This is a genomic window from Alteromonas sp. G4i35, assembly GCF_054960375.1.
Window position 1 is genome coordinate 43,816 of sequence record NZ_JBHNZD010000013.1, and the last position, 12,489, is coordinate 56,304.

General features: G+C 45.5%; 13 protein-coding genes. All 13 read left to right on the forward strand.

The features are described 5' to 3' along the window. Window positions 1–7: 7 nt before the first annotated feature. Window positions 8–502, forward strand: coding sequence for a hypothetical protein (locus ACFI6L_RS09905; protein WP_049588426.1), 495 nt, complete (start codon window positions 8–10; stop codon window positions 500–502). Window positions 503–546: 44 nt separating this feature from the next. Then, a complete protein-coding gene (locus ACFI6L_RS09910; protein ID WP_049588424.1) occupies window positions 547–1,134 on the forward strand; it encodes a prepilin-type N-terminal cleavage/methylation domain-containing protein in 588 nt (195 codons plus the stop codon). Between the two features lie 22 nt (window positions 1,135–1,156). Beyond that, on the forward strand, window positions 1,157–1,669 hold the full coding sequence (locus ACFI6L_RS09915) for a type II secretion system protein (protein ID WP_049588423.1): 513 nt from the start codon (window positions 1,157–1,159) through the stop codon (window positions 1,667–1,669). A 1-nt stretch (window position 1,670) separates the two neighbouring features. Beyond that, window positions 1,671–2,132 carry a type II secretion system protein gene (locus ACFI6L_RS09920; RefSeq protein ID WP_049588421.1) on the forward strand — a complete coding sequence of 154 codons (462 nt, stop codon included), beginning with the start codon at window positions 1,671–1,673 and terminating at the stop codon, window positions 2,130–2,132. Then, window positions 2,122–2,643, forward strand: a complete 522-nt coding sequence (locus tag ACFI6L_RS09925; RefSeq protein WP_462573906.1) for a prepilin-type N-terminal cleavage/methylation domain-containing protein — start codon at window positions 2,122–2,124, stop codon at window positions 2,641–2,643. Before ACFI6L_RS09920 ends, ACFI6L_RS09925 begins: the two co-directional genes overlap by 11 nt. Then, window positions 2,643–3,386: a prepilin-type N-terminal cleavage/methylation domain-containing protein gene (locus ACFI6L_RS09930; RefSeq protein WP_462573907.1), complete on the forward strand. Its 744-nt coding sequence runs from the start codon at window positions 2,643–2,645 to the stop codon at window positions 3,384–3,386. Before ACFI6L_RS09925 ends, ACFI6L_RS09930 begins: the two co-directional genes overlap by 1 nt. After that, complete coding sequence (locus tag ACFI6L_RS09935) at window positions 3,376–3,867, forward strand: pilus assembly PilX family protein (RefSeq protein WP_462573908.1); 492 nt, start codon at window positions 3,376–3,378, stop codon at window positions 3,865–3,867. The genes ACFI6L_RS09930 and ACFI6L_RS09935 overlap by 11 nt, the downstream gene beginning before the upstream one ends. Continuing rightward, window positions 3,867–7,565 (forward strand): DUF6701 domain-containing protein, encoded by a 3,699-nt coding sequence (locus ACFI6L_RS09940; protein WP_462573909.1) that lies wholly within the window; start codon window positions 3,867–3,869, stop codon window positions 7,563–7,565. The genes ACFI6L_RS09935 and ACFI6L_RS09940 overlap by 1 nt, the downstream gene beginning before the upstream one ends. 355 nt (window positions 7,566–7,920) lie before the next feature. Continuing rightward, a complete protein-coding gene (locus tag ACFI6L_RS09945) occupies window positions 7,921–8,964 on the forward strand; it encodes a rod shape-determining protein (RefSeq protein WP_014947909.1) in 1,044 nt (347 codons plus the stop codon). Window positions 8,965–9,001: 37 nt separating this feature from the next. Next, window positions 9,002–9,904 carry a rod shape-determining protein MreC gene (gene mreC / locus ACFI6L_RS09950; RefSeq protein ID WP_014978010.1) on the forward strand — a complete coding sequence of 301 codons (903 nt, stop codon included), beginning with the start codon at window positions 9,002–9,004 and terminating at the stop codon, window positions 9,902–9,904. Then, window positions 9,897–10,373: a rod shape-determining protein MreD gene (gene mreD / locus ACFI6L_RS09955; protein WP_014978011.1), complete on the forward strand. Its 477-nt coding sequence runs from the start codon at window positions 9,897–9,899 to the stop codon at window positions 10,371–10,373. The genes mreC and mreD overlap by 8 nt, the downstream gene beginning before the upstream one ends. Window positions 10,374–10,409: 36 nt before the next feature. Further along, window positions 10,410–11,000, forward strand: coding sequence for a Maf family protein (locus tag ACFI6L_RS09960; protein WP_462573912.1), 591 nt, complete (start codon window positions 10,410–10,412; stop codon window positions 10,998–11,000). Then, window positions 10,997–12,463 (forward strand): ribonuclease G, encoded by a 1,467-nt coding sequence (gene rng / locus ACFI6L_RS09965; RefSeq protein ID WP_014947913.1) that lies wholly within the window; start codon window positions 10,997–10,999, stop codon window positions 12,461–12,463. The genes ACFI6L_RS09960 and rng overlap by 4 nt, the downstream gene beginning before the upstream one ends. Window positions 12,464–12,489 lie beyond the last annotated feature (26 nt).

A 12,489-nucleotide genomic window follows, 5' to 3' on the forward strand; every position in this document is an offset into this window, starting at 1 on the left:
GAAAAGCGTGGCAAGCACCAAAACGGGGTTACTTAATTTTGTTGTTATAGGCGTATTGCTTGCTGTTATTGGGACAACATACGTGTTTTACGCGACACCAATTATTGATGAAGCGGAAAAGGTTAACAAAGAGAACGCGGTCGCACAGTTTCAGCGAGTGGTGATGTTAGCCAGGGCACAGTGGATAAAGACTAAGCAAGATACTGTGCTTATTTACGAAACTGAGTTTGACGCTGGTGGCAAAGTTAAACAACACAAAGATGTGGCGGCAGAGCTATACATTAATGAAAAAGGCTGGCCCGAAGGACTTAAAAAAGAACAGGGGAATGCGTGCGAATACATGCTGACTCTTGCAACCTTAAGAGAAGGTGAAGCGCTGTCAACAGTGTCTGTAAGCGACCATTATGCAAACGGTTACTTACAATGTGCTTTCTTTTGGGGAAGAGAGATTTGGTTTGAATATAACGCTGGTAGCGGCGTTGTCAGGCAAAGAAACAGTTGATTAAACGGCGGCACGATTCGCCTTATCATCATCAAGGAGATGTTATGAAAACCAAGCAACAAGGCTTTACGCTAATCGAGCTGATAATTGTTGTAATCATTCTAGGGTTGCTTGCGGCCACAGCATTACCACGCTTTATTGATGTTACTGATGAAGCTCGTGAAGCAAGTGTTGAAGGTGTTGCTGGTGGTTTTGCCGCAGCAGTAGGTCTTGTAAGAGCGCAGTGGGAAGTTGAAGGCCGTCCGAGCGGAAACAATGGAAATGGGAACGGCACTGTAATCACTTACGATCAAACGCAAGTAGGGGTAGACGGCACCATTGGTTACCCAACGGGAAGCTCTACAGGCAACACACTTATTTCTACCGTTAACGACACTGAATGCAAAAACGTATTTGACCTAATTCTTCAGTCAGCACCAACAAACACAACGTCGACGAACGACACCGTTGTTGCTGATTTCAGATATGCCGTTCGTGAGGACGACTCAGGTGCAAATACACTTTGTGTTTACTACTTAGTTGAATCTATGGGCTTACCTAATAGCTCAGCACCGGCAGACGGAACGCCAGATGGTGCAACGTACGACGGTTTCACTTACAACCCAGCCACTGGCCAGGTTACTGTTTTTTAATTAATACCTAGGAAGTTTAATTATGCAAAAAGTATCAACACAACAGGGTTTTACCCTAATCGAGTTAATCATTGTTATCGTGCTGCTGGGTATTCTAGCGGTAACCGCAGCACCTAAGTTTTTGAACCTTCAAGATGATGCGCGTGACTCTGTATTACAGGGAATTGCCGGATCAATTGAGTCTGCAGCGTCTGTTGTCTACGGAAAGGCTTTAATCAATGGCCAAGCAAGTGCGGAGACTGGTTCAGTAGATGTGGGCAGCTCAAGCGTTAATACGGTATACGGGTACCCGGACGCATCTGCAGCGACCAATCTCACTAATTTGCTAGATGCAGACATTAATGACGGTGGCGATTACCTGACCGCTGATGTGGCGGGTTCAGATCCAGCAGTAATTTTGATTTACTACTCGGGTTATACCGGATACAGCACTACTCCTCCGTCAGCGGCGAATGCACCTTGTACGATTACATACACCAATTCTACGGGAGAGGGTGAACGTCCTACCATAAACGTGACAACTTGCGTTCAGTAATGTGAAGAAAACCGGTTTTACATTAGTAGAACTTATCATAACCATATTGGTTATTGGGGTGCTGGCGGTAACCGCCGCACCTCGCTTTCTTGGTAACGATACGGAAGAAGCTATCGCCCTTCGCGATCGCACACTTCAAGTCGTTCGTAACATTCAGTTTCGTGCTATGCAAAATGTGCAAGACACTAGCTGTGTGAAAATAACCGCCACAATCATTGCCCCTCCCGCTGGCCACGATTGTACGAACGCCCTTTCTACCGCTTTTGATGCCGATCAGGTAGTCGATGCATCAAGCACCGACTTTACTTTTCAAACGGCCGATGAAAACGGCAATAGCTTTTCTCAAATCCAGTTTGATGGGTTCGGCAGGCCGCGAAACATTGCCTGTTCAACAGATTGCAAAATTCAAATAAGTACCTTTGCTATGTGTTTACAAAGTGAGGGAGCCGTTTATGCGTGCTAGCGCAATGTTTCCTACGTGTAGAAAACACAGTGAAGGCTTTACTTTATTAGAGTTAGTTATTGGTATTGTTGTATTTACGATTAGCCTAACCGTAGTACTGTCGCTTATTGTCCCGCAAGCTGAACAAACCGCAGAGCCGTTTCGTCAGGTGAAAGCGGCGAAATTAGGGCAGTCTTTAATGAATGACATTCTTAGTCGCTCTTATGATGAAAATAGCGACAGAAGCCCGCCATTTGAAACCTGTAATGCCAAAGGAAATTGCTCAACAACACTTGGCCCAGAAGAAGCGAGCGAAGACGACTACGACGATGTAGACGATTACAACGGGTACACAGTTAACGATGTGGGCGGAAACTATAGCAGTTTTGGTTTTACCGTAACGGTAGATTACGACAGTGACCTAAACGACAGTACGCCAACAGACGGCCTAATGTTTAAACGTATTGACATCGCAGTTACGGCACCAGACGGCCAAGTTTACAATTTTAGCGCTTATCGAGGGAGCTATTAATGTCTCCACGACAAGCACAGCGACAACATGGTTTTACATTAATAGAACTTATTTTAGTGATCACTATTTTAGGTGTGATAAGCGTATCTGTAGCTCAAGTGATTTCTTTAAGTGCACAAATCTATATAACCGGCGCAGAGCGTAACCGCCTTGTTTCAGATGCGCGCTTTATTATTTTGCGGCTCGAAAAAGAACTGCGTAATGTGGTGCCAAATTCTGTGTCATTCGATTCGAGTTTGGGGTGTCTTTCTTACTACCCAATTAAGGAAAGTGGCACCTATGTGGGCGACGCGTTTAATAATCCTATGCACGTAGTCGTGTTCAATAGTCAGTTGAGTAAGGACGATACTCTTGTTATATACCCAACAAACCCGCAGAGCGTGAATGATAACGGGCGAATAATAGATGTCATTGCAGACGCCGCTTCCGATCCCACTAGCGATAATCAATATGACCTCACACTCAGTGCCCCCAATACACAATCTTCACCAGGAAAACGCTTCTTTATTCCTGAAGCGCAAGTAACCGTTTGTAGAACATCTACCGTTCAAGGTGAACGCTTAATTAGGACGCAAGATGCTACGTCGGGCGTCCTTGGTACTAATGTGGTTTCGTGGAGTGCGAATGTGGTCACCTCAGGGTTACGGCAAAATGGCTTAATCGAACTGCAAATGACATTACAAAGCAGTGACGATGAACAGATATCGGTTGTACACGAGGTGCATTTCCCTAATGTGCCATAGTAAAACACGTCAACTAAAAGAACATACTAAAGGTCAACGTCCTGTTGGATTGTCTGGTTCTCTTGCGCGCCAGCAAGGCTCAACCACAATAGTAGCAATTATCATTAGTATCGTACTTTTAGGTCTTGGTATTGCGCTGTCCAATCAAATCTCATCGAACATTCGTCAGCAATCCATTGAGTATTATGGCGCTCGCGCCTATTTAGCAGCACAAAGTGGGATGGAAGTCGCTATTTCTAGGCTAATTAACGGTAATAATCCTGGGTGCCTAGACATTATCGCGCCACCTGTCGATATCAGTGCGGCTCATTTACAGAATTGTTCGGTATTACTTTCATGTGACGTTGAAACAAACGTCGAAGAACCAGAAGTTGCCGCTGGTGAAATAAGGGTTTATGCGTTAGGGGCCGAAGCGCAGTGCAGTACCGGCCAGCTCGAAACCTCAAAACGCGTTCTTGTTGAAGTAAGGCAGGAAGAATAATGACAAACTGTAATTCTGTTGCTCGACTCTTTTTGATTTGTGCCTTGTTTATACAAACGTTAAGTGTGCAAGCCGTTCCTCAAATCGAAGGCAGGTTCATCGAGCTTCAAAACACCTACAATAAAGCAGAGTGGACAACCATTAGCTTTTCACAGGTATACGACGAGCCGCCAGCAGTGTTTATGCTCTCTACCAATCAAGGTAGCAACCCAGCGATTGTCAAAATTCGCAATGTTACCCGCACAGGTTTTGAAGCTTTGCCCCTTGAGCCTTCTGGAGAAGATGGTCCGCATATCACGATGGGAGCACATTACTTAGCGATTGCGTATGGCGTTCATGAATTTCCTGACGGTGATATTGTTGAAGTCGGTAAGATGGAGCTCGGAGGGGGGACTATTCAGGCATCGACAAGCTCTCCTTGGTATGAACCTAACGGCCCCTTGAAGGTGGGCGAAGAAAATGCGAGATATGCTCGCGTTTCACTTGAAACTGATTTTGGTGAACAGCCTGTTTTCTTTCACTCTATTCAAACGTTAAATAACCAAGTTGACGTTAATGGAAAGAAGCCACCCAACGAACATTTGTTACCGTTTCTAACTATTGCAGCAAAGTATGAAGCACCGTCTTATTTTATGGCGTTGGAAGCGTCTGAAACGGATTATGCGCCAGTTACACGCAATGAAACGGTAGCTTACATGGCGACAACAGAGGGATTCAATCGTAGATTTTTCGATGACAATGGTATTGAAGTGGTTTGGGAAGCCGATTTTGCCGACGTACGCATACAGGGGTGGGACGATGGTTGCTTTCGAAATGACTTTAAAAACAACTATGCGCAAACTCCTTTGGTTGCAGCCAGTAAAATAAGTAGAAACGGCGGCGACGGCGGTTGGCTTCGCAGCTGCGGCGTAAACAAAAATAGGCTTGGACTGCGTGTAGATGAGGATAGAAGCTTAGACTCTGAGCGCAACCATACTGAAGAAGACGCTAGCATTCTGGCTATGACTTCAGAGTTTGTGTTTAGTGGTGAAGTTCCTAGTTGTGATGACGCCTTTCCTGGCGCGGTTGCCGCTTTTAGTGGTTCCGCAATTTCACTCGCAGCTGGTAGCCGCATGATTGATGAAAATGCAGGTGTGTTGTCAGCACAGCAGTTTATCACCGACGCTACAAGTGGATCTGCAGACTACCCAAAATGCGGACAGAACCCTGTCGACTGTACCGTGAACAACACAGATGCGCTTACCGACTCACAAGCGAGAGCGATACCAACAATTACCATTGACGATAGCGGCCCAGAGATAGCAGAAGGGGATTTAGCAGGGGATTATTATTTTAACCGTCAACTGGTAACCATGGCGGCGGGTAACTACAACGTAATTGCACCCACGCGAATTTATGTTTCTGACCCAGGGGACAATATAGGTGGTGTGGCTACAAAGTTCACCATGGTGAATGCAAATATCACTGTCGCTGAAGGGGCTTATCTCGCTATTTATGTCGATGGAGATGTGGTCATCGATGGCTCAAACCCCAACGCATTGGTTTTAGCAAAAGGTGAAATAAGCTTTGCCAATGTGTCTGAAGGCACATTGAGAGGCCGCTTTACCGCAGGAGGTGGCGTTGGCTCACCTGCTACTCTGAGGGTAACGGCTAATGACGTGCCAAACAATATTCCTGGCATCTGCGGTCGGGAAGTCATTGAAGTACTGAATCACTATCGTTTTGAACTGGCTGATAACAAGGGTAGCAGCTGCGCCGCGAAAGAAGTTACCCTAAAAGCCTGTGCAGACGTCAACTGTGATTTACTCTACTCTCAGCCATCTACAGTCAACTTAGTGCCCGTTAATAGCGGTAACTATCGATGGTCGCCTGACGACAGCGTAACGTTTATCGGGCAGACCTCGCTAACACTCGATAGCCTTAGAGGCGCAGATCCTGAACTTGCTACTTCGGGAGAAAATCCATCTTCTCAATTGCGTTGCTTTATCGGTGGTAAAGAAGTGAATTTAGGTAGCTGTAAAATAAAGTATGAATCCGACGGGCTGGTGTTTAAGAATATCACTGATGATTCAGAAACCATCGTTACTCAGCTTTCTGGTAAGCCTTCAGACACTGGCTTTAACAGCAAGACCTATGCAATCGAAGCATGTGGGAATTCTGACACGCTAAAAAATCAAATTGTCGATGTTGAATTAAATTATAACTGTTCTAGTTCGAGCAATTGTTCTAACACCCTACTGCTTATCAACAACGGTAATGAACATCAACTGGGGCTAACCCCACGCACCTTTCCTATCCAATTTGATGCTGACTCGCGAGCTGCCTTTACAATTCAATACCCAGATGCGGGAGAGTTGTCGTTGTCAGCAGACATAACTAATCGAAGCGGTATTGCAGGTTCTTCTAATACTTTTAAAGTGCGTCCATTCGGCTTTGCTATGAATATCTTAAATGATAGCGGCACGAGCTCCAATCTTAACGGTTACGCGAATAGTGCGAATGGTTCGCTGCTCAAACTGACAGGGGAAGACTTTGTCTTAGGCTTGCGAACAGTACAGTGGGTCGATGGTGAAGACAGTAACGACGATGGAATACCAGATAACTTTGCAGCACTGGAAAACAATAATACCGCGGAGCATTTTTCAGGTAGCGCGTTGTTAACACCCTTAAATATACTTCCTAGTGGCGGCGCAACGGGTACATTGAGCGTGCCCAGTGTTTTATTTAGCGACGAAGGTAAAGTTAACGTTGGTGTTAATTACGATGAGGTAGGTACAATTTCCATTGCTGCACAGAGTACTTATTTGTCAGATACCACCGTGCAAGGGCTGGTGCAAAACGTTGGGCGTTTCGCACCTTCTAATTTTGCCTTGAGCGGAAGTGTTGAAGCAGCGTGTAACGTCAATGGCGCATTTAATTACTTTGAACAACCTATTAGTGAAGTAAGCTTCTCGCTAACCGCACTTAACCAACATGGCAGCCGCACCACAAACTACTACGATGGTTTTGATAAGCTAACCAGTCTCGGTTTGCAGGTTGAGCATGACGGTAATTTGCTAAACCGTTTGGAAAATATCAACTCGATAGGCTGGCCTCAAAGCGGAGCGACAGGACAAATTACTTTCTCTGATAATGACATTGCATTTAGCCGCTTAGGTAGCGCAACGCTGGATGGGGCATATATCGATGCTGCTGTCGTACTGGTGGCAGACCAAGCACAAATTGAGGGCGCAAACTTCAATGGACTTTTTTGTTCCGGTCAGTGCGTTGATGATTTTGGTGATTCAATCAGCTTCGCCTATGGTCGTGCAACGTTGATAAATAACTACGGTGCAGCCGACGAAGCGCTTTTGTTACCGCTTCGCACTCAATATTGGGACGGAAATAATTGGCGGATTAATAAGTATGACAGTTGTACGGCTTATGATCACGACAATGTGAATGACGAATCTGGTGAATTGGTTTCTTCGGGGGAAGAGTCGTTAAGTGAAGGAGCCTATAGAAATAGTGACGGAATTCGCCTGTCATCACCAAACGGTGCTGGCAATTACCCTGTTAGTTATACGCCTGATGCTTGGCTATTGTGGGATTGGGATGGAGATGGTGAAGCTGATAACCCTCCAAATGCAACGCTTACGTATGGTGTGTATCGAGGAAACGACAATATCATTTACAAGCGCGAGCAAATTAATAATTAGCAAAGAAGGTTATCCGGTTTGGTCTTAATGCTGGTTGCGTAGCACACCGTAGTGGCGCCAACATAAAGAGATGTAAATTATTAGCAAATTGTTTTTGAACCTTCTAATTTTCACAGGGTCACTATGTGGGTCTAATTTTAAAATTATTTGGAAACGCGTGTGTGGTATCCCTTCATGGGTAAAGCGCTAAAACTACTAAGCAAAAATGCAGTTATTTCGTCACTTAATTACAGCATTACTTGCCCAAAATAGCCCCCATTGTTAAAGTGTGTGAATAAATATCGACTTCACGTTAAAGCGTCGCCATCTCACCTTTGCAAATACGCGTTAACACAGAAACAGGAATACACTCTTCATGTTTAAAAAGCTTCGAGGCATGTTCTCTAACGATCTGTCCATCGACCTCGGAACAGCTAATACGCTGATTTATGTAAAAGACCAAGGTATTGTTCTGAACGAGCCTTCAGTAGTAGCTATTCGTCAAGAGCGCGCAGCAGGACCAAAAAGTGTTGCAGCGGTAGGTGCAGAAGCTAAGCGAATGCTTGGTCGTACGCCGGGTAATATACGTGCAATTCGTCCGATGAAAGACGGTGTTATTGCCGACTTTTACGTCACTGAAAAAATGCTTCAGCACTTTATTAAACAAGTGCATGACAATAATTTCTTGCGCCCAAGTCCTCGTGTATTAGTGTGTGTTCCTTGTGGTTCAACACAAGTAGAGCGCCGCGCAATTAAAGAATCTGCACTGGGTGCAGGTGCCCGCGAAGTTTATCTTATCGACGAGCCAATGGCGGCTGCTATTGGTGCGGGTTTACCTGTATCAGAAGCAACAGGTTCAATGGTGGTCGATATTGGTGGTGGTACAACAGAAGTTGCCATTATCTCACTTAACGGCGTAGTTTATTCATCATCTGTTCGTATTGGTGGTGACAAGTTTGATGAAGCTATTATCAACTACATTCGTCGTAACTTCGGTTCACTAATTGGTGAAGCAACCGCTGAACGCATTAAGCATGAAATAGGTGCTGCCTACCCAGGTGAAGAAGTGCGCGAAATTGAAGTGCGCGGTCGCAACCTAGCAGAAGGCGTACCTCGCGGGTTCACGCTAAACTCAAACGAAATTCTTGAAGCGCTTCAAGAACCACTAACCGGCATTGTTTCAGCCGTTATGGTGGCGCTAGAACAGTCTCCGCCAGAGCTTGCTTCAGACATTTCTGAGCGCGGTATGGTACTTACCGGTGGTGGCGCGTTACTTAAAGACTTAGATAGATTGCTAATGGAAGAAACGGGCATTCCAGTTGTTATTGCTGATGATCCGCTTACTTGTGTAGCACGCGGCGGTGGTAAGGCATTCGATATGATTGACCTTCACGGTGGCGACCTGTTTAGCTACGAATAAACAGGAAAGGCAACCGTAAGGTTGCCTTATTTGTATCATGGATACTATTTTTACCCGCGGCCCTTCGTTAAATAACAGGCTTACACTGGCGCTTGTGCTGTCGGTGATTCTGATATTTGTCGACCATAAGCTAGACGGTTTCAAATCAACGCGGGTTTATCTCAACTCATTAATGAGCCCACTTCAGTATTTAGCAAACCTTCCCGGTTTAATGCTAAATGAAAGTGCCCAGCGTCTTACCTCTCAAGAGCAATTGCTGGCCGAAAACCAGAAACTTAATAATCAGCTGTTGTTAATGAGCGAAAAGCTCCAGCAGTTCGATGTAATTGCAAAAGAAAATGCACAATTAAGAGAGTTACTGCAGGCACCTATTCGGGTTTCTTCTCGAAAAATGGTTGCTGAGTTAATGGCGGTGGATAAAAACCCGTATAGCCAGCAGGTGGTTATCAACAAGGGTGCGATAGACGGCGTATATCTGTCTCAGCCAGTTATTGATGATAAGGGCATAGTGGGTCAGGTAATGGAAGTTGGGTCTACAAACAGCCGTGTATTGCTGATTGCCGACGTTACCCACGCTATTCCTGTGAGATCTCTTCGAAACGATATTCGCTTTATCGCAACCGGAAGCGGCGCACTAAACGAGCTGTATCTAGAGCATGTTCCTCATAGTGTCGATATTCAAGAAGGTGACACATTAATTTCGTCTGGCTTAGGAAAGGTCTTTCCAGAAGGTTACCCTGTGGCCAGAGTGTCACAAGTCGTCCGAGATGAAAGCCGACCTTTTGCTCGTGTTATTGTCACACCTTTAGCAAACCTAGACAGGCTTCGACACCTATTGCTGTTATGGCACACACCTGAGTCAGAAAATGAGTCTGATGCTAACTCAACTGACGACACTGATAAGCCAGCTGTAAACGAGGAAGAATCTTCAGATGCGTAAACGTAACCTCGTTATATGGATTAGTCTGTTAGTTGCTCTGGTACTGCAAATTGTTCCACTGCCCACTCAAGTAGATGTGTACCGTCCTGACTGGGTGCTGGTTGTATTAGCATATTGGAGCATGGCGTTGCCCCATAGAGTGAATGTGGGTGTAGCCTTCTTAACGGGCGTAGCCATGGATGTATTGGTAGGCACAACCTTAGGTATTCATAGCCTTGGGTTGAGTATATGCGTATACGTTTTAGCAGCTAACTACCAGCGGTTGCGTAATTATTCTGTATGGCAGCAAGCCATTATTATCGGCCTACTATCGGCGCTATACCACTTACTTACATTTTGGGTGCAGCATCTACTGACTGATATTTATTTCCAAGTCGATTACCTGTGGCCGGTGATAACGTCAATGGTGTTGTGGCCGTGGGTATTTTGGCTGCTTCGACGCACGCGCAGACAGTTTTCAATTTCGTAACTCGAACACCTTCTCGATTAAACCAAAGGTAAGTCAATGACAAAATCGGTAGTGTTAGCGTCAGCCTCTCCACGACGCACCGCTTTGCTTACGCAAATGAACATAGCCCATACAATACAACCTGCCGACATTGATGAGTCGCCACGCGAAAATGAAACGCCGATGGAACTTGTCGCAAGGTTAGCCATTGAAAAAGCGCAAGCGGTGAAAGCATACCTTGAGGATCAGCAGGCAATGACCGACGACAAGGTTATTCTGGCCAGCGACACGCTAATATCGTTTAACGGACAAAGTGTTGGCAAGCCAGAAGATAAAGCAGATTCTAGGCGCATCCTCACTATGCTTTCTGGTAAAACTCATGACGTCCTTACCGCTATTTGTGTGCTTGATAACGCTCAGCAACAGACTCAAGTAATTACCACATCTGTGACTTTTGCAGCATTGACGGATGAGCAAATTGACGCATACTGGGAAACAGGAGAACCTGCCGACAAAGCAGGGAGTTACGCTATTCAAGGTATTGGTGGTGAGTTTGTAGTTTCCATTAACGGCAGTGCAAGTGCCGTAATAGGCCTACCACTGTACGAAACCCGCCAATTACTTAATGCATTTGGAGTTGTGTCGTGAGTGCTGAACTGCTTATTAACGTTACCCCGTCAGAGTCACGGGTGGCGCTTATTGAAAACGGAATACTGCAAGAAATTCACGTAGAGCGTCATACCAAACGCGGTTTGGTTGGCAATATCTATCGCGGTAAAGTTAGCCGTGTATTACCGGGAATGCAGGCAGCATTTGTTGATATCGGTTTAGAAAAGGCCGCCTTCTTACATGCATCTGACATTGTCATTCACAATGAAATTGCTGAAGAAGTCTCGGCAAGCCATATTCAAAAGCAAGACATTCGCGAGTTGGTGCGAGACGGTCAAGATATTGTGGTTCAGGTAGTGAAAGATCCTATCGGTACCAAAGGCGCACGCCTTACCACAGACATTACTATCCCCAGCCGTTATCTTGTATTTATGCCTTCGGTCACTCACGTAGGCGTATCTCAACGCATTGAAGAAGAAGCAGAAAGAGAACGCTTAAAGTCGCTGGTGCAAGAGTTTTGTGATGAAAACGGTGGCTTCATTCTGCGTACTGCGGCTGAAGGTGTGGGCAAAAACGAACTGCAGTCCGACGCAGCATTTTTGCGAAGGCTGTGGGATAAAATTCAGTCGCGTATGAAAAAGCGTAAGTCGAACGTGCTTTACGAAGACTTACCGCTAGCACGACGAGTGCTACGCGACTTTGTTGGTACAGAGCTCGACAGAATTCGTATCGACTCGAAACTATCATTCAATGAACTTCACCAGTTCACCAAAGAGTACGTGCCTGAAATGAACGGCAAGCTCGAATACTACCCGGGTGATAGACCTATTTTTGATTTATACGATGTGGAAAACGAGGCGCAGCGAGCCTTGGAACGCCGTGTCGATTTAAAATCTGGCGGCTATTTGATCATCGATCAAACCGAAGCGATGACCACAATCGACATTAATACGGGCGCTTTTGTTGGCCACCGGAACCTAGAAGAAACAATTTTTAACACCAATATTGAGGCGACGCAGGCAATTGCCCGTCAGTTAAGATTGCGCAACTTGGGTGGGATGATCCTTATCGACTTCATCGATATGATTGAACCAGACCATAAACGACGTGTCTTACACTCATTAGAGGTGGCGACGAACAAGGACAGAGCCAAGATAAATATTCACGGTTTTACTGCGCTAGGGCTAATTGAAATGACCCGTAAGCGCACCCGTGAAAGCATTGAGCATATATTGTGCGGAGAATGCCCGGTGTGTAAAGGGCGAGGCACGGTAAAAACCATTGAAACCATTTGCTTTGAAATTATGCGTGAAATTGTACGGGTGAATCGCGCCTACGACGCAGACAAGTTTGTGGTTTACGCTTCACCAAAAGTGGCGGAAGCCTTAATGGGTGAAGAGTCTCATATGCTGGCAGAACTGGAAGTATTTGTGTCTAAACAAATCAAGGTTCAAACAGAAACATTGTACAATCAGGATAAGTACGACGTCGTCATGATGTAATGCATTAACGTATTCAAAGGCAAAAT